This is a genomic window from Winogradskyella vidalii (genome assembly GCF_013403955.1).
Classification (GTDB): Bacteria; Bacteroidota; Bacteroidia; order Flavobacteriales; family Flavobacteriaceae; genus Winogradskyella; species Winogradskyella vidalii.
In genome coordinates, this window is record NZ_JABFDG010000001.1 from 622,005 (window position 1) to 641,583 (window position 19,579).

The following is a 19,579-nucleotide window of genomic DNA, read 5'->3' on the forward strand; positions in this document are numbered from 1 at the left end:
TTTTTTATATGGAGTATAAAAATTATATTTTAACTTAAAGCCGTTTTAATACGTTTGATTGCTTCTTTAATTTCATCTTGTGATGCCGCATAAGAAATACGGATACAATCTTTATTTCCAAAAGCTTCACCTGTAACAGTTGCTACTAAGGCTTCTTCTAATAAGAATAAAGAAAAATCAGTGGCGTTATTAATCGTTTTTCCTTTAATGGTTTTTCCAAAATAAGCGGATACATTAGGGAATACATAAAACGCTCCTTCTGGTTCATTCGTTTTAAACCCTTCAATTTCACCTAGTAAGTTTAAAATAAGTTGACGTCTTTCCTTAAACTCATCTACCATGTACTTTATGCTTGATGGATCAGCTTCTAAAGCTGTAATTACAGCACGTTGTGCAATACAATTAGCACCACTAGTAATTTGCCCTTGTATTTTATTACATGCTCTAGCAATCCAATCAGGTGCACCTATATAACCAATTCTCCAACCGGTCATAGCAAAGGCTTTAGAAACCCCGTTTACAGTAATGGTTCTATCGTACATGTCTTCAAATTCAGCCATACTGAAATGCCCCCCTTTAAAATTGATATGCTCATAAATTTCATCAGAAACAACATAGATATTTGGGTGTTTCTGTAACACATCTGCTAAAGCTCTTAATTCTTCTTTACTATAAACAGAGCCACTTGGATTACAAGGCGAACTGTACCAAATCATTTTTGTTTTTGGTGTAATTGCAGCTTCCAATTGCTCAGCGGTCATTTTAAAATCCGTGTCAATAGAAGTTTGAACCTCTACTGGTACACCTTCACTTAACTGAACAATATCACTGTAACTTACCCAATAAGGACAAGGTAAAATAACTTCATCTCCAGGGTTTAGCATCACAGAAGCAATGTTCGCTAAAGCTTGTTTTGCTCCAGTAGATACCACAACCTGTGGTAAGGTGTAACTAAGATTATTGTCGCGCTTAAATTTTGTAATTACAGCTTGTTTCAAATCTACATAACCATCAACAGGTGTATAACTGTTGTAGTCTTGGTTTATAGCTTCAATTGCAGCTTCTTTAATAAAATCTGGCGTGTTAAAATCGGGTTCCCCTAAACTTAAGCCAATAATATCTTTTCCTTCTGCGCGTAGTTCTCTTGCTTTTGCTGCCATTGCCAGCGTAGCTGATGTGGATAGGTTATTAATTCTATCTGAAAGTTGGTTCATAAAATGTAAATATTGAATTAGGCTTGCATTGCAGGACGCATTCCCATTTCTTTTAAAAATTTGAAATGTGCTGCAATTGCTTTTCGTGTTGTTTTGTATTCTTTGTATGGTAAATTAAATTCTTTTGCTGTAGACTTTACTATTTCTGCAATTTTACCATAATGAATATGGCTAATGTGTGGAAATATATGGTGCTCTACTTGGTGATTTAAACCGCCAGTGTACCAATTGATAATTTTACTCTTAGCACCAAAATTTACCGTGGTCTTAAGTTGATGAATTGCCCAGGTGTTTTTCATTGTGCCATCTTTTTCTGGTAAAGGCATTTCCGCTTCTTCCATAACATGGGCTAGTTGAAATACGACACTTAAAATTAAGCCAGCAACATAATGCATAAGCACAAAGCCAATTAAAATTTTATACCATGCAATATCTGTTAGTAATAATGGTAATACAATCCACATAGAAATGTAGATTAATTTAGAAATCACTAATTTACTCCAATTTACCACAGGATTTGGAAATTGACCATAAGATAATTTACGCTTCATGTAGCGTTTCATCTGTTGAAAATCGGTCGTAATTGCCCAGTTAATGGTTAATAGGCCATATAATAAAATTGAGTAATAATGTTGAAACCTATGATGCTTTCGCCATTTTGTATGTTCAGAAAAACGTAAAATTCTACCAGCTTCTAAATCTTCATCATGGCCGTGTATATTTGTATAGGTATGGTGTAGGACGTTGTGTTGTACTTTCCAGTTATATACATTTCCGGCTAATATATAGATACTACTTCCCATTAAACGGTTGACCCATTCTTTGTTAGAAAAAGCACCATGATTACCATCGTGCATGACGTTCATACCTACACCTGCCATACCAACTCCCATAACAATAGTTAAGAGTAATTGTGCCCAAGTTGGGATGTCTAAGGTTAGTAATAAGAAATAAGGGGTTAAAAATAAGGCAAACATAATAATGGTTTTAACCCATAATTGCCAATTGCCTGTACGTTTAATGTTGTTTTCTTTAAAGTAACTGTTAACGCGCTTATTTAGAGTTCTAAAGAACTTAGCTGAATCTGTTCTAGAGAATGATAATGTTTGTTGTGCCATTTGCTATTAATTTATATTATAACGTAAGGGATTGAAATTCATTATAACATAGCAAAGATAGTTAATAAATAAAAAGCAATCATAATCGTTTAACTTAAAATTATACAGATTAAAATTAAGTATTTTTGCAGAAAGAAAATTTTATGGAGCTAATTTTAAAGTATTTTCCCAATTTAACAAATCATCAAATCCAACAATTTGAAGCCTTAGAAGGGTTGTATAAAGATTGGAATAGCAAAATAAATGTGATTTCTCGTAAAGACATTGATGAGCTATATCTAAGACACGTTTTACATTCAATGGGAATTGCTAAAATAATAGATTTTGCACCAAACTCTTCCATTTTAGACGTTGGTACAGGCGGTGGATTTCCTGGCGTGCCATTAGCAATATTGTTTCCTGAATGTCAATTTCACTTGGTAGATAGCATCAATAAAAAACTAAAAGTGATTAATGCGGTATGCGAGGCTATTGAGTTAACTAATGTAAAAACCACACACAGTAGAGTAGAAGCTATTGATGAAACATTCGATTTTATAGTAAGTAGAGCGGTAACCACCATGCCAGAGTTCACGTCTTGGATAAAAGGAAAAATTGCTAAAACTCAAAAAAACGATTTAAAAAACGGTATTCTCTATTTAAAAGGTGGCGATTTAACTGAAGAATTAAAACAATACAAAACGGTTAAAGCATTCTTATTATCAGATTATTTTGAAGAGTCATTTTTTGAAACTAAAAAAGTAATCTACCTTCCTTTAAAATTTAAAAACTAATTTTTTACTGACCTGTAATCTCTTAAACTTTTTTCAGCCGGAGTAAAATCACTGAAAACAGGGAGGCATTAAATTGCCTTATTTCAGAATTTTACACTATATAATAAAAGTTATTATTCGTTTTCTAAAACAGTAGTCTGTTTTAGAAAATAAATTTCACATTATAAATCATATTCTAAATGAATTTATTCTCTAAAAAAATTATTCAAACCACACTTGTATTAACAATTGGTATCTTTTTTTTGTCAACAGAAGTAGAAGCTCAGCAAGACACCATTTATTATAATATTAACTGGAAGGAAACCGTAAAAGATAGTGCTGCTTTTTTTAGACCACCAGTTAAAAAAGAAGGTGATTTATTTCGTATTGAAGATTATTTTGTCTCTGGTCAGCTTCAAATGAGTGGGTTGTCTAAAACAGCAGATAATACCATTTGGCAGGGGAAAGTAAGTTGGTATACTAATGAGGGGAAGGTCTATCAAATTGGTCATTATGATAACAATAGATTAGAGGGCGAATTTATCTCCTATCTTAATAATAAGAAATTGGTCGCTACTTATGAAAATGGATTTTTTCGTGGAGGTGCTATTAATAGAGCGCAGGGAAGTAATAGCTATTATACAGAAGTAAAGAACGATACTATTAAAGAGATTATTTATGGTGATGATATTAATGGCATCCGTTACGAAAATTACAGCAAACTAAAAGGCGGGCGATTTTTAGCTAAATACTATGGTGAAAATGGTGAGTTAATAGGTGAGCTTGTAACTCTAGATAATGGCTATGTTAAAGGTGTTGAGGTTTTTTATTACTTTGAGCCGTTAAGTGTTAAACAAATAAGATACTATCCTTATGAGCGATTGCTTGGTGAAACTTTTTTTTATGAGAATGGACAAGTAAGAACCAAATTTGAATTAAAGCCAGAATATAAAAGTACGTTTTATACCCAAGAAGGGGTAGAGCTCGGTAGTTTAACCTACACCATAAATGATGGATACTTACAACCTGAGAATGGTACAGAAATTAAATTTTCGTATAGTTCTATAACGACTCAGTCAAATGTGATTAATTCTATAAATACCTATAAAGAAGGTAAGCTACAAAGAACAGAACTGCGTTATCAAGATGGAACTACTAAGTCTATAACGAACTATATCAATGGTGTTAGAGAATTACAAATTAGTTATGACGAAGATGGTGAAGAAATAGCACGGATGACTTATGAAAATTATTATCCGTTGACGGGAACTGAAATATCTGGCAATAAGCAAACCACTTATCTTGAAGGTGAGCTTGTTAAAGAAATTGATTTTTACAAAGAAAGCAAACTTGTATTTAGCGAAAAAACACAAGACAAAGAAATCTATTATGATAAAAAAGGAAATGTTCTTGGAACTCTAGAATTAGAATATGCTAATAAATATGCAAAAGCTTTAAATGGAAAACGCTTTTATGCAGGTTACAATATTGATATTGCTAGTATTGAAACCTATAAAGATGGCTATGTTATAGAGCGCACTACTTTTACATCAAAATTATCAGGTAAAAATGAATATACAGATTTTAAGCGTACCACCTATTTTGAAGATCAAGGCTATAAAAAATTAAGAGAGGTTACTTATTATAGTAATGGATCTAAACAAAGTGATTTTGAATATAAAGGTTATGATAAAAAGCTAGGAAAATTCTATAATAAAAACGGCGACCTTATAGGAACCTATGATTACGAAAAAAAGGATGGTGTACTTTACGAGTTTTTTCATGAGTCTGACGTCATTCGTTTAATAAAGGAAGAAGTTGAAGGTCGAGTTATTAAACTAAAGCAATATGATTATGGTGTTAATCGCGACTATGGTGAAATAGATGCTGTTTTAGTAGAAGAATTAGATGTTACCTGTTGTTCTAAATCGTACAAAAAAGATGGAGAGGTCTTTGCTGAGTTAACCTACAAAGATGGTGAGCCTTGGGAAGGTACTGTTTATGATGCTGTGGGACGCGTTAAATACACCATAGCGAAAGGGATGCGTAATGGGGTCTATACAAAATACGGTTATGGTCAAAACACCATTTTAGAAGAAGGCCAATTTGTAGACGATAAAAAAGAAGGGGTTTTAAAAATCTATAATTATAATGGGCAATTACAATCTAGTGAAACCTATTTAAATGATAAGTTAGAAGGGAAAGCCAATTATTATGATGATAAGGGAGCGCTTACTCATAGTTTAATTTATAAAGATGACAAGCCTTTTGAAGGTACTAAGGTTATAGCAGGAGGTTATGATATTAAACCCACAGAAGAAACTTATAAAAATGGCTTGGTTACAAAACGTATTTCATATAATAAAAAAGGAAAACAAGTTACTCAGTATAAGGATGGGAAAGCTGTGCAAACCATAGCTTATCACAAAGACTCAGACAAAAAACGATTAAGTTATACCGTAGACGATTATTTTTTAAATGGTGAAGTGATTCGCTATGATAAAAGTGGGAAAGAGCAACATAGAGCATTATTTGAAAATAACAAGTTAGCATCAGGAACTGTTTTTGTAACAAGTCGTGATACCTATGATAAAAGAGCAGCCTATATTATCTTAAATAAAAACGAAAAGTCCATGAGTGTAACAGTTAAAGGTTACGACGATGAAGTACTATTTTTTGCTGAAGAGAATTTGGCTGCAGGCAATTGGGTTAAATATATAAATAAACTCAATATTTATTCAACCAATTTAATACCCGAAAACTTATATTAACGTTAAGTTATAGAATATAAAAAACCGTTTAAATAATTATTTAAACGGTTTTATTTGAAAACAAATGAAAGGGTATTACTTATAATGTATGTAATACATCTTTATTTTTTTGTGAATTTGAGTGTGTTTCCATTATCAAATTTTAAAAAGTAGATGCCATTGCTGTAATCTTCAATATTGATGCTTTGATTGTTCACTACCGTTCCTTGGCTAACTTTAGCACCTAAAACATTATAGATTGAGTAATTTTCAACAGTGGTTAACCCAGAAATCTGAATAAAATCTGAAGAAGGGTTAGGGTGTAATTTAATAGAATTTAATCGAGCAACATCATCAACAGAAAGTGTAGAATTCATACTAATATTGTCAATAAACATATTATTACCGTATGCAGAAGTTGCTTTGAAACGTATCAGAACATCATCCATATTGTTATAGGCAGATAAATCAATAGAATTATTTAACCAACCATTTACTCCAGAAGGAAGGTATTGCGAGGTTAAAGGTGTTAATGTGGCTAATTCAGAACCAGCTTTATTAAATACATTTGTCCAAGTAGATCCACAATCTGTAGAAACTAAGATTTCTAAGCGGTCGTTTTCATTTATATATTGACGATAAGTATGGTCAAAGGTAAGGGTGGAGTTAGATCCTAATTCTACTTTTTGAAAGATAAGGTTCATTTCGCCACTAGGAATAGCATAAAACTGGAAAACAACACTACGGTTAGAGTTTCCAAATCCTCCAATTGCACCTAAGCCAATAATTGGTCCATCAAGTATTGTAAACTGACTTTCAGAAATTGAAGCGTCTGCATCAAATATCGCAGTTTCTAAATCACGAGAGTAGCCTACATTTGATGCTATCACACCATCTTCAAAACCTTCTAAGATAGGCGCAGGTATGCTCTCAGAATTAAGCCTTCTATAGGTGTCATTTGGTATGCTTACAGAAGCAGTACTAGCCCAATATTGATTTCCATTAACAGATATAATTTCACTGTAGAGAATATTTGTGCCAGCACTTAGTGTTGATTCTGGAAATGTAATTGTTGTAGATTGGCCATTGGTTAAACTTCCAGTAAATGTTTGTTGTTCTGTTGTGCCGTCGTTAATAGTGTATTCGGCAACAACTTCAGTGACAGTTGTATTAGGGTCATTATTAGTAAACTCTATACCAGGTGTGATTGCATAATCACAGTAACCGCTACCAGCAGTAGTGGCAGAAGCTGCACTTACAAAAATTATCTCAGGAATATCTTCAGTAGGATAAGTTTTCTCTGCTTGAAGGATTTCTTTTGTTGCGTTATTTTGAATATAAATAGCGAAACTCACTTGTGTTTTATCTCTCAAATAAGAAGGTAAATCTGTTATTGTAAAGTTGAAATTTGTAGAAGACATAGCGTCAATAGTTCCTAATACAGCACCTGTAGTAGCACTTGGTTCACCTGTAGAGGCATTGTACATTTGTCGCATTACATACTCAAATGAAGTTTCACCGTTGGCTCCAGGAGCACTTGGATATACGACTTCATCTTCAACCATGGTTACATATATTCTATCAGCACTTGAGATTGCAGTTCCTGTAACGTTTTCAACATCTATATTTACGGTTAGTTCATTAGGGTTTGCCCAAGTTTGTGTTGCAGTTATACTATACGGTGTCATAACAGTTGCTGCAGAGGCTAGTGAAGAACTTGTTACAATACTGTTAGGAAATCCTGTAGTACCTCCATTTAAACTAGTGTCAGGTACACCTTCAACACCGTAATAAATTACACGATCTAGAGGCCCTTCAGGGAATGCAGCATTCATTGGGTCAGAACCTGGCCAAGAAGTTTGATGAGAAATACGCACATAATTAGTTTCTCCATAAGCATCAAGAGTTGTTTTTAACATTGGGTTTTGTGTGGCACACGGTACACATGAAGCTTGCGTAAAATGCTCAATTAATGGTTTTTTTTGAACTTGAGCTTGCAATGCAATAAAGCCAGCTAAAGTAAAAATTGAGAGTAGAATGTTTTTCATAAAAAAGGATTTTTAGACAAAGAATTTTTCTTTGGAGGGTTAATATTACTAGATTAATAACGGAAAATGATAAACTAATTTTATTTAGAAATTTTGATATCGCTATCCAAGATATCGTTTCTCTAAAGAAATCAATATCTTGGTATAGAAATTATATAAAGCGGTATTTTGTGGTTCTATTTTATTGATTAGTACAATCGTCAATGTTTTACTTTTTTGCTATTTTAACAACTGTTTTTAGGCCAGCCTCATTTTTAAAATGAACAAAATAAATCTGTGAAGATAAATCTGAAGTCATGATTTTTTGATTGCCAGATAAAACTTGTACTTCCTTAACTTTTTTACCTGTTATATCATAAAATACGGCAGATATATTTTCATCAACAGAAACGTTAAGTTCGTCTTTTACTTCAGTAGGAAATACTTTTAAATTTGAAATTTCAGAGTCTTCTATACTAAGTGTAGGTTGATAATTATAAGTGACGCTTATTGGGGTTCCAATTTCATTGTCAGCTGCATCATAAGCTTGAAATCTTAGCGTCCAACTCATATTGGTTGTAGTATCAGGATCATTTAAATTCCAAAGACTATTGCCTTGGTCATTAGTAGCTCCAGGAGTAATTAAAGCCGCTGTACTAGGATAAGCACTACCAAGACTGATGTTATAAAGGCAAACGCTAGCAAAGCAAACTTGAAAATTTGAACCGTCATTGTTAACGAGTTCATCTACAATTACTTTCATGTAAATGTCTTCAGTTGAGGTGTTCGTCACTTTAAATGTCCAATTACATGGGTCAGTGTATTCGCATTGTGCATCCGTAAATGTGTAAGTCTGCCCATCTGTAACTATAGAATTGTTTCTTTTGTAGATCACATCAAATTGCGCTTGGCAGATAAAAGAAGTTAATATTAAACTTAAGCAAAGTAGTTTTTTTGTCATGGTGAATTGATTTTGAGATTAATAGATAAAATTACGTTTTTTTATTATTTAGAATGCGACCGTTAAATTAGCGCTTAGGCCTGTGTTTTCTGGAACAAATCTACAAACACCTCCAATACAGATTAGACCGCCTCGTTGTCTTCCGTAGTTTAGCCCTAATCTTGTGTTGCCTTTACTGTAACTTCCACCAACACTGTAGTAGTGCGTATTATTAGGACCTCCATAATTCCAGTTATCAGCAGCATAAATTGCTAATCTGGTAGAAAAATTATATTCAATAACTCCAGCTGCCCAATTTTTGCGATCATCTTCACTCCATAAATGTTGGGCTACAAAACGTGCTGCTTTTCCGTCCTCAAATCGTCTTGTGGCTTCAATGACACCGATGTTGGCAAGAATAGACTTGTCTCCTAATGGGCCACCTTCAACAACACCTTTGTCTACAATTACATTTTGATAAGTTACCACTGAACTCCATTTTTTAGACCATTTCTTTTTAATTTCAAGATTAATATCTCTAAAAAGTTGATGACCTTTACCAATAAATTTGGCTTCGTACCATTTGTTTTCAATGTTATATTCTGCATCTAATCCACCCCAATATGAGAAATTCATAGCCAGTTTAGTACCATATTTTCCACCCAAGCTAGTTCCTTTTTTAAAGGAGTAGAACAAATCAAATTGTGTTCCCACTTCTCCAGCTCTTTGGTCAAATGATTCAATAATTAATCGTGGTTGTGGATTGTAAACGTAAATGTTTGTCAGTAAATAATCTTGTTGCTTGGTAAGACCTGGCACATAATTTATAACTTGTTGGTTAAAGATATTTCCTTCTGCTAAACGATCGGAATAAAAGCTAAAATTTTCTAAACGTCTAAATGTTGCATTTATACCTAATCCTTTTTGGGCATAACCAGCGTTTACTTGTAAGGCTGTACCGTCATATAATTTATTTGAAGAAATCTGTCCTTCATTTGCAATAACATCAGGGTCTTTCACAATAGCTTCAACACCAGCGTAAAAGTTGTCAATTATAAAATCTAATCGACCTCCATAAGCGCCAACGGTAGTTGGTAAAGCTTCAACACCATTAGTGTCTTGGTTTCTACCTACGTAACTCGCTCCCATTTGTATGTCTACAGCTTCAATATTTAAAGCACCACTTAAACTCAAATCAGCATCTATACCTTGAATGGTTCCGTCAGATTCTTCAAAACCTACACGTTGTTTTCCAAAAACAGCTTTAAGTCTTAAATCTTTAGTGACATCAAATTTTACATTCAGTCCTTTTAACGCATTGTTGAGTCCAAGTTGTCGATCTTCCCATGAGCGCAGTATTAAACCACTTCCAAATTGCTCATAGAAATAGCCACCTGTAATATCTAACGTTTCGTCTTTATAATTAAAATAGTAAGTTGCTACATCATTTTGGTTGTCATAAACAGAGTCATAGCCTAATAAAGCAGACGGCAGGTAGGATTCGTATTGAACACCAGCGGTAAATTTTCCAAGGTTATAATTCAGTAGGATATAATTATTAGCTCTAAATTGATCTTCTGGAGCTAAGAAATTTATGCCTTCATCGGTTTGAAGCCATTGGGAATTAGACTCTAAACCGCCGTAAAAATAGCCAGTCTCTTGAGCGTTTATAATGTATAGGTTTGAAAATAGCGTAATTAGAATGACTAATTTTTTCATTATGAGGGAAGTTGTTAGCGGTAAGCTATTAAGTGTTAGTAATGTTATTTAGAGAATTCTTTAATTTTTTCGTACAATTCTAATTCTGCACCAGGACTGTAACCCGAATGTTCATACACAATTTTATTGTCTTTTACTAAAATTGTAAGTGGAATACTAGAGGCGTTTAGTGCGCGTTTTAAATCATTATTAGTGTCTAATAAAACGGTGTATTCCCAGCCTTTACCATTGACCATAGATTTTACACGTTTTACAGTTCTACTATCATCTACTGATATTGCTAAAAGTTCTACGTTGGTTTCTTCTTGCCATTCATCATAAATATCATTAATAGCATCTAGCTCTTTTAAGCAAGGGACACACCAAGTCGCCCAAAGCGAAACAATGGTAATACCATCTTTATTGGTTGCCTCTTTTATTGCTACAGTTTTTCCATCTATAGTTGTCACATCTAGATTAGGAAGGTCATTTTGAGCTATAGAAGTTAGACTAAATAGACCTAGGCAAAAAATAAAAATTAGTTTTTTCATGTGTTTGTGTTAGTTGATTTTTATTCCAATAGCAATCAGAGCTGCATGTTAAATTATATAAATCATTATTTTAGATGATTATAACCTTTAGCGTACATGTTGTGTAATGAAATTTTTAATGTTTTGATTCACAATATTAGTTAAATTTTTTTCAATTGTAGTGATGTATTAAAAATTAATTATTTTAGCAAAAAAACTATAGAATTGATATGAATTCAAGAAAAAGATCCAAGTTATATTTATTATTTATTGTTTTAATAAGTGTAGCTTGTAGTAAAGTAGAAGATAATGAACCACTGGTGAGTTCGGTTACAGTGTTAAATGAGAATAAATTTGTTAGAAAAGCTTCGTTGATTAATCAAGACATACCTTTTAGAGTTGTAACCGAAGACGGCGAAGATGTTACAAGCATTACTACATTTTATGTTAACGGTGAGCCTATATTTGGGTCTACTTTTTCATCTGATACTACAGGTGATTTTGAGGTCTATGGTGTTTATATTCAAAATGGATTTGAAGTCACTACAGAAACAGAATCTTTTAGTGTAATAATACCTAAGCGAAAAATTGTGATTGAAGATTATACAGGGACATGGTGTGGTTTTTGCCCTAGAGTTGCTGGCGCAATACATTCTTTAAGTGAAGCAACAGATTTTATAACCGTTGTGGCTATTCATGAAACAAATAATAATTATCCTGAACCTATGCATTTTGATCAAGTGCAATTATTAAAAGACGCCTTTGGTATTGAAGGGTTTCCTGCAGCTAAAATTAATAGGTCTGAAAATTGGGACATGCCGCATGCTAATAGCGATGTAACGAGTATTGCTGGTTTAGATACAAATTTAGCATTGGCTATTGATTCTGAATTGATCGGAGATGCGTTAACAGTTCAAGTAAATGTGGTTTATGAAGAAGGTTCTATGGAAGGTGATAAGTTAGTGGTTTATTTATTGGAAGATGGCATAGTTAGTGATCAAGTTAATTATTACAATGGAGACAGTACGAGTTCTTATTATAACGCTGGAAATCCGATTGAAGATTTTGTACATAACGAAACATTAAGAAATTCGATGTCTAGTGTTTTAGGAGATGCTATTCCTGCTACTGCTGCACTGACTGAATATACAGCCTCTTTTACACTTACCGTACCTTCTAATTATGTAACTGAAAATTTAAGTATTGCAGCTATGGTAGTTGATTCTAATAATACCGCTAAAAATTCTCAGCATGCCCATATTAATGAAGATAAGCCTTACGAATAGGGTATTTTTATCCCTCTTTTTTAAATTGAGCTTGCCTAAAAAGTATTTTATAATGTCTTTTTGAGCGCAGTAGAAAAGTCTACTGTTTTAAATTTAAAGATATTTCGACTATGCTCAGTGTAACAAAACGTATTTTTTTAAACCTTTTAGGAACCTCGTTTTTTAATTAATATACTTATTTATTCACGATAAATTTTGTTGTAAAACTGGTGTTATTTTCTGCTGAAATATTCAGAATATAAAAACCTGAAATTAAATTTATAGGAATAATTTGTCTAGAACTTAAATCGGTTTGTTGTTTTAAGACTGTTTTTCCTGAGACATCAGTAATACTAATATTGGCTTTAGTATTACGATTAGAGTTTAATATCAATTCATTTTTAACTGGGTTTTTTTCCAATTGAAATGTCAATAACTCCGGATTTGAAATATGTAATGGTGGATTTAGTATTTCATTTAAAGCAAATGCAACATTCGCCTGGGTAAGTTGTAGATGTGGTTGGTTGTCGTCTGGCATAAATATGTTGACAAACGGTGTGCTATCGTCCGGTAAATTAATACTGTGATGCCAATTTATTTCATTGTCAGTAGCGTCTTCGGTAATATCAAGAGCTAATGCGCTTACTGAAGGTATAAAGCTAAACTTGTCAATCTGTAATGCCGTAAAGAAATCGGTAGTGAGGTCTTCTTCTCCAGAAGCATCTCCAACTAAAGCTGAAACTTCAAATAACCCACCTGGCGCAGCATCTACACCGTCAAAATTTGTAGTGCCAGAATTTGCAATAGCTTCTATATCTGGTACAATTGGAATAGGTGCATAGAAGCGACTCACTTGCTGTGGTGTTCCTGCTTCAGGTGTCATGTTTACATCAATTTCAACATCAATAGAAATATCGCCAAACGGACTAGGTACAGTTACAGGAAGTGTCGTGCTTAACATAGAAAAACCATTAGTTACAGTTGGGCCACTGTCTCCGATAGCAAAATAAGGGCTCCCAATTCCACTTCCATTTATGATGGCAACATTTCTTGTGTTTTGTGGAAAACCTCCTGCTATTAATCCGTTAATATTACTTTCAAATTGTTGTCTAAAGGGATGCGATTCTGGTTGTGTTTGTGTGTCGTCAAAATCCACGAGGCTACCACTTTCTAAATGCGCTTCAAAATGGTCTATAAGTAATTGTCTTGATGCTGTAGAATTTAAAAAGTTTGTTATCAATGGCTGTAATGCTTCTAAAGGGTATAAGTCATTATAAGCTAAATAATTAAGCTGGTGTTGTAAGCCAATCGGGATATTGGCGCCATGGTGAGGTGCATCAAATGAAATATAAAGTCTGGTGTCAGCTTCTAAGCTATTTGCCTCCATGTAATTTAATGCGTAACGCGCTATTAATCCACCCATGCTAGGACCTATAATAACATTTTGGTCAGGACTGTTTGTAGCTTTTTCAGCATTAATTATATCAAGTAATTCTACTAATATCATAGCATTACGTTCTATAAAATCCGAGCCGCCATCTATGGTGACATTATCAGTGGTTCTCGTGTATGTCGGAAAGTTTAATATCACAATATCAAAACCTTCATCACGTAGTTGGTCAGCTAAATTCTCTGATCCAGAAGCACTAGCGAAATCTAAGAGGCTATAAATACCATCAATATTTCTAACGTCGCCAATATCTAAACCGTCAACAACAATGATGGGTTTGTCTAGAATGTTATCTGGACTTAAAAAGGTTTGATATTCGCCCTCTCCTGGGTGATTAGTTGTTTCACCATAAGCTGATAAGTCTGGTGTAATATTAGAGGTGAAGGTGGTTTGGCCTGTCAATAAAAAAGGCAAACAAAATAAGGCTATTAAGTACTGTTTTTTCATAGTGTTATTGTTTGTTATTCAGCAAGGTACAACGTTTATAAAAGCTTTCGGTAAATTTTAAGAATATTTATATTAAACGCAAAAATAAAATCCTTAAATACAAAAAATGCATCTAAGGATTTTATTTCATGTTGTTAGTTGTCCTAAGCTTTGATTAGATAACCTAGGTTGAACTAAAAGTTAAATCAACTAATACTGTAGTTTATTTTTATTCACCTAAAAAAGGATATCTGTAATCTGTAGGTGTTACAAAAGTTTCTTTAATTAATCTAGGTGATACCCATCGTAATAAATTTTGTGCACTACCAGCTTTATCATTTGTTCCTGATGCTCTTGCGCCTCCAAATGGTTGTTGACCTACAACAGCGCCTGTTGGTTTATCATTAATATAGAAATTACCAGCCGAATTTTGTAGTGCTTTGGTTGCTTCTTCTATAGCATAACGGCAAGATGATAAAATGGCTCCTGTTAAGGCATACTCACTTGTTTCATCAACCAATTTTAAAGTTTCAGAATAAGCATCATCTTCGTAAACGTATATGGTTATTACAGGACCAAATAACTCCGTAGACATGGTTGTGTATTTAGGGTCAGTGGTAACAATAACGGTTGGTTCAATAAAATAACCTTTAGATTTATCATAATTTCCGCCAGCAATAATTTCTGCATCACTGTCAGATTTTGCAGCATCAATGTATTTTGCTAATTTATCAAAAGAACCTTCATGAATTACAGCTGTTATAAAGTTGCTCATATCTTCAGGTGAGCCCATTTTAAAGGACTTTATGTCTTCAATAACATAGGCTTTAACATCATCCCAAATCCCTTTAGGTACGTAAGCTCGAGATGCAGCACTACATTTTTGACCTTGAAACTCAAAAGCACCACGAGAAATAGCAGTTGCTACTTGTTTTGCATTTGCTGTTTTGTGCGCTATAATAAAATCTTTTCCACCTGTTTCACCAACGATTCTTGGGTAAGTTTTGTAGTTGTGGATATTGTTTCCAATTTGCTTCCATAATTCTTTAAATACGTATGTAGAACCTGTGAAATGTAAACCAGAAAAATCTGGACTAGCTAAAATGGTATTTGTAATCATTTCAGGGTCGCCAAAAACAACATTAATTACACCATCTGGTACACCAGCTTCTTTAAAAATATCCATAATGACTTTTGCTGAGTAAACTTGGCTATCACTAGGTTTCCAAACCACAACATTACCCATTAATGCCATACATGAAGGTAAATTTCCTGCTATAGCTGTAAAGTTAAAAGGGGTAACGGCATAGGTGAACCCTTCAAGTGGTCTGTATTCAACACGGTTCCAGGCGTCACTTGTGCTTTCTGGTTGTTCCATGTAGATTTCAGACATGTACTGAACATTAAAACGTAAGAAATCGATTAACTCACATGCAGAATCAATTTCAGCTTGATAAATGTTTTTTGATTGCGCAAGCATTGTTGCGGCGTTAATTTTGTTTCTATAAGGACCAGCAATTAATTCAGCGGCTTTTAAAAATATACCTGCACGTTGTTCCCATGGCATTTGAGACCAAGATTTACGTGCTTCAAGTGCTGTAGCAATCGCTTCTTCAACATGTGTTTTTTCTGCTAAATGATATTCGCCTAAATTATGTTGATGGTCGTGAGGAGGCGACATCTTTCTGGTATTTCCAGTTTTAATGTCTTTACCATTAATATATAAAGGGACTTCAACTTTGCTGTTATACATTTGTTTGTAAGTATCTAAAACTGCTTTGCGCTCAGGTGAGTCAGGCGCATAAGATTTTACAGGTTCGTTGATTGCTATTGGTACGTTAAAGAATCCTTTTCCCATATGTTATTTTGATTTTTTTAGTTTAAAATTTTTCTATACTGTAAAGTTACAATTTTTATAGAAGTAATTTTTTTTAAAATGTTATAGTTCTGTGAAGATTAAGTGTCTGTTAATGCTTGGTTTAACAGAATATTTGGTTTAGCTAGTTTAGGGTTGTCTTGCTGAGAACCTAAAATAAAATGCCAAAAACTGACGTTTTTAGAAAATCAAATAAGAAAAAATTAATTAAGTGCAAAAGGCGCACTCAATTTAAAAGAAGGAATGTAAACTTTAAACTTGTTGGTTTTAGTGAGGTTTATCATGTTATAATGTCCTTGCATAGCTCCGAATGGTGATGTTAGAAGGCAACCTGAATTATAAGTATGAGATTCACCGGGTTTTAAAACTGGTTTTTTACCAATAACACCTTCGCCATCAATAATTTCTTCATTATTTAAAGCGTCGAGGATTTTCCAGTGTCTCGAATTTAACTGAACAGAATCTTTACTTTGGTTCTCAATAGTTACCTTATAACCAAACGCAAAGTGTACTTTATAATTCTTATAAAATGTGCCTTCAAAGTTGGTTTGTACAGAAATTTTTATTCCGCTTGTAACTTGTTGTACCATAGATTTCATTAATTCTAAATGATTTTCTATGCTAAAATAACATAATTTTTGAATCAAGCATTATAATTCGGGTAAGAGGACTTAATTTTTAACAAATAGCTAATAAAACCGTATATGATTTCGTTATTTAAAATATTTGGAATTATTTTTTGTGATTTGAAAAACAGCAGTTTATCAATTAGAAATATTTACAGAAGACGCCTCACCAAAACCAATAAGTCGGTCATACCGAGCACCAAGATTTCTGTAATAAACTAAAACCTTATAATTGTTTTCGGTTTCCCAAAAATTACCACTAATTAGACCTTCGTCCAATTCGCCAGTCTCTTTGTCTACAGCGACATATTTATAGTTGTAAAATCCTTGTTTTAAAAGTAAAATGGATTCGTAACTTTTACTTTCAGGATTGTATTCCATTTTTGTCATGGGTTCATTGGTAAACGCATTAAAATTGCCGTAAACGTGGATGTCTTTATCTATTAATTCATCGTGTAACAATGAAAAATGAACCATTACATAATCGGCTTCAATATCGGGTTCATCTCGGTCTATAATTGTGACTAAAAAATTCCCGTTAATATCTGGATTATATGTGTAGGGTTTGTTTTTTCGAGATGTGTTAGTGAACAAATAGTTGTGGTAAAGCTCTTTTAAGTCAATAAATTGAACGCCAACATTAGCAGCTCTTACATCTTTGTTTTCAAAATAGAAATACTCATTACCTCCCCAAAATGAAGACTGTGAATCGTATCGGTAAATAAGCTCATTGCCTAAAGTGTACTGTGGCTTTAGGTCTGTGATAGCTGTGTTAATATTGTTGTTTTGTATGATAAGTGTTTTAACGGTTTCTGTTGGGTTGTTAAGATTGATACTCGGTGTTGAGATTACCATATCTACCGTTTGTTTTTCGGAAATATGTTTGACATCTCTAGAGCGTTTAATTTCTATTCCAACATTTGCTAAGCTTTCATACACCATAAATTTTCGACTAAACATTAGCTCGCCATAATCGTCATAAATGAAAATCATATAATTTCCACTTTTTAATAAGGCGTGTGTTTGAGTGTTTGGGATTTCTAAATTGTAGTGCGAATAAATCTGGTAAGTGTTAAAAGAATTTTCATAGTCCATGATTCTTTGGTTGTCTAATCCTTTTAGATATTCAGATTTCACTAAACTTGAAGGTGTCCAGTCAAAATTGTAATGTTCTATAACGTAATAAAAGTCTTCTTCATTTCCTGTTAAGGCGTCAAACTCTAATAATAAAGATTCTCCTAGTTTTAATACCGGAAGTTGTCCTTCTGTGGTGTTGCTTTTAAATGTTATTGTTTTTATAAAATCAGGCGGGTTGAGTTCTTCAATGGGCTGAGATATTGATATTATAGGGCATATTACGAGTAGTAAAAAATAATGTATTGTGTGTTTCATTCTAGAAATTGTGAGATGTGTAAATATAATGAAAAACTAAGCTTTAGAGCAAGGGTCTTATTTATAATGATTACAAATAATAAAGTTACATAAAACTTCATTTTTAATTAAGCATAAATTTGTAAATTCGCATCGATTTTTAGATAACTAATCTTTAGTATATGTCAAAAGACATCAAAATTAAAAAGGGCTTAGATATAAAGCTAGTCGGTGAAGCCGAAAAAGCGACAGAAAATGCTGTGATAAGTAATTTCTATTCTATAAGACCTGAGGACTTCCACACGATTATTCCAAAATTAGTTGCAAAAGAAGGGACTCACGTTAAAGCGGGAGAAACTTTGTTTTACAACAAGGATAATGAGGCTATGAAATTTGTTTCACCTGTTTCTGGTGAGATAACAGAAATACAGCGTGGACCAAGACGTCGCATAGACGCCATTAAAATTACAGCAGATAAAGCACAAACCTTCCTAGACCATGGTAAGTTTGATTTAGCTTCTGATGCCGAAAAAACCAAAGCACATTTATTAGCGACAGGTTGTTGGGCTTTTATAAAACAACGTCCTTACGATGTTGTTGCAAAAGCAGACAGCACGCCAAAAGCTATTTTTGTTTCAGGTTATGCAAGTGCACCTTTAGCAGCAGATTTAGATTATACGCTAGCTGGTAAAGAAGCAGAATTGCAAGCCGCTGTTGATGCGCTGTCTAAATTTACGGATGGCGGGTTCCATATTTCAGTGGGAGCATCTTCTAATTCGCCTTTAGCTAGTCTGCAAAACGTAACAATCCATAAGGTTTCTGGACCACATCCTTCAGGTAATGTCGGAACACTAATTAATAAAGTGAGTCCGGTAAACAAAGGAGAAACGGTTTGGACGGTTAACGCACAAGATTTAGTAATTATTGGTGAATTGCTTTTAACAGGACAGTTTAATGCAGAACGTATCGTTGCGCTAGCCGGATCATCAGTTAAAAAACCACGTTATTTTAAAACCAAAATTGGTTCTGAAATTTCTACAATGGTTTATGATAATGGTGTTGAAAGAGACGGTGATGACCGTTTTATTTCAGGAAATGTATTGTCGGGCAAACGCGTACAACCAGATGGTCATTTAGATTATTATAGTAATATAATTTCAGTAATTCCAGAGGGTAATGATTACGAATTATTTGGATGGAATAAACCAGTATTTGATAAAGTCTCTAACACAAGAGCTTTAACGTTTTCATGGTTAACTCCAAATAAGAAATACGAACTCAATGCGAATATGAATGGTGAGCATAGAAACTTTGTGCTGACAGGGAATTATGAGCAAGTGTTTCCATTAGATATTTATCCAATGCAGATTTTAAAATCGTGTTTGTATAAAGATTTAGATGAAATGGAGGCTTTAGGAATGTATGAAGTTGCACCTGAAGATTTTGCCTTAACAGAATTTGTGTGTGTGTCTAAACAACCACATCAGCAAATCATTAGAGCAGGTTTGGATTTAATGTTAGAAGAAATCGGTTAAA

14 protein-coding genes are annotated in these 19,579 nt (G+C 33.5%); 4 read left to right on the forward strand and 10 right to left on the reverse strand.

Annotated elements, in window-relative coordinates; genetic code table 11:
- Nucleotides 1-29: 29 nt before the first annotated feature.
- Both HM982_RS02420 and HM982_RS02425 read right to left on the reverse strand, forming a co-directional pair.
- Nucleotides 30-1,214 (reverse strand): pyridoxal phosphate-dependent aminotransferase, encoded by a 1,185-nt coding sequence (locus HM982_RS02420; RefSeq protein ID WP_179351525.1) that lies wholly within the window; start codon nt 1,212-1,214, stop codon nt 30-32.
- 17 nt (nt 1,215-1,231) lie between these two features.
- Nucleotides 1,232-2,332, reverse strand: coding sequence for a fatty acid desaturase family protein (locus tag HM982_RS02425; protein WP_179351526.1), 1,101 nt, complete (start codon nt 2,330-2,332; stop codon nt 1,232-1,234).
- A gap of 143 nt (nt 2,333-2,475) precedes the next feature.
- Here HM982_RS02425 and rsmG point away from each other — a divergent pair, with 143 nt between their 5' ends.
- Entirely contained in the window at nt 2,476-3,105 is a 630-nt protein-coding gene (gene rsmG / locus HM982_RS02430) for a 16S rRNA (guanine(527)-N(7))-methyltransferase RsmG (protein ID WP_179352361.1), read from the forward strand.
- 179 nt (nt 3,106-3,284) lie between these two features.
- Nucleotides 3,285-5,855 (forward strand): toxin-antitoxin system YwqK family antitoxin, encoded by a 2,571-nt coding sequence (locus tag HM982_RS02435; RefSeq protein ID WP_179351527.1) that lies wholly within the window; start codon nt 3,285-3,287, stop codon nt 5,853-5,855.
- 101 nt (nt 5,856-5,956) lie between these two features.
- Here HM982_RS02435 and HM982_RS02440 read toward each other — a convergent pair whose 3' ends face one another.
- From HM982_RS02440 to HM982_RS02455, 4 genes are all read right to left on the reverse strand, one after another.
- The gene (locus HM982_RS02440) at nt 5,957-7,882 is read right to left on the reverse strand and encodes a T9SS-dependent choice-of-anchor J family protein (protein WP_179351528.1); all 1,926 of its coding nucleotides are present in this window, start codon (nt 7,880-7,882) and stop codon (nt 5,957-5,959) included.
- Between the two features lie 208 nt (nt 7,883-8,090).
- A complete protein-coding gene (locus HM982_RS02445; RefSeq protein WP_179351529.1) occupies nt 8,091-8,822 on the reverse strand; it encodes a T9SS type A sorting domain-containing protein in 732 nt (243 codons plus the stop codon).
- A 48-nt stretch (nt 8,823-8,870) separates the two neighbouring features.
- A complete protein-coding gene (locus HM982_RS02450) occupies nt 8,871-10,520 on the reverse strand; it encodes a DUF6029 family protein (protein WP_179351530.1) in 1,650 nt (549 codons plus the stop codon).
- Nucleotides 10,521-10,564: 44 nt separating this feature from the next.
- Nucleotides 10,565-11,050, reverse strand: coding sequence for a TlpA family protein disulfide reductase (locus HM982_RS02455; RefSeq protein WP_179351531.1), 486 nt, complete (start codon nt 11,048-11,050; stop codon nt 10,565-10,567).
- Nucleotides 11,051-11,259: 209 nt separating this feature from the next.
- On the opposite strand from HM982_RS02455, the gene HM982_RS02460 reads away from it, so the two are divergent.
- Nucleotides 11,260-12,315: an Omp28-related outer membrane protein gene (locus HM982_RS02460; RefSeq protein ID WP_179351532.1), complete on the forward strand. Its 1,056-nt coding sequence runs from the start codon at nt 11,260-11,262 to the stop codon at nt 12,313-12,315.
- A gap of 175 nt (nt 12,316-12,490) precedes the next feature.
- On the opposite strand, the gene HM982_RS02465 is transcribed toward HM982_RS02460, so the two are convergent.
- From HM982_RS02465 to HM982_RS02480, 4 genes are all read right to left on the reverse strand, one after another.
- Nucleotides 12,491-14,191 (reverse strand): T9SS type A sorting domain-containing protein, encoded by a 1,701-nt coding sequence (locus HM982_RS02465; protein WP_179351533.1) that lies wholly within the window; start codon nt 14,189-14,191, stop codon nt 12,491-12,493.
- A 208-nt stretch (nt 14,192-14,399) separates the two neighbouring features.
- Entirely contained in the window at nt 14,400-16,028 is a 1,629-nt protein-coding gene (gene pruA, locus HM982_RS02470) for an L-glutamate gamma-semialdehyde dehydrogenase (protein WP_179351534.1), read from the reverse strand.
- 221 nt (nt 16,029-16,249) lie between these two features.
- Nucleotides 16,250-16,636 (reverse strand): Co2+/Mg2+ efflux protein ApaG, encoded by a 387-nt coding sequence (apaG, locus tag HM982_RS02475; protein ID WP_179352362.1) that lies wholly within the window; start codon nt 16,634-16,636, stop codon nt 16,250-16,252.
- 174 nt (nt 16,637-16,810) lie between these two features.
- The gene (locus tag HM982_RS02480; RefSeq protein ID WP_179351535.1) at nt 16,811-18,064 is read right to left on the reverse strand and encodes a type IX secretion system plug protein; all 1,254 of its coding nucleotides are present in this window, start codon (nt 18,062-18,064) and stop codon (nt 16,811-16,813) included.
- Between the two features lie 161 nt (nt 18,065-18,225).
- Between HM982_RS02480 and HM982_RS02485 the strand changes: the two genes are divergently transcribed.
- Nucleotides 18,226-19,578, forward strand: a complete 1,353-nt coding sequence (locus HM982_RS02485; protein WP_179351536.1) for a Na(+)-translocating NADH-quinone reductase subunit A — start codon at nt 18,226-18,228, stop codon at nt 19,576-19,578.
- The last annotated feature ends 1 nt before the right edge of the window (nt 19,579 follow it).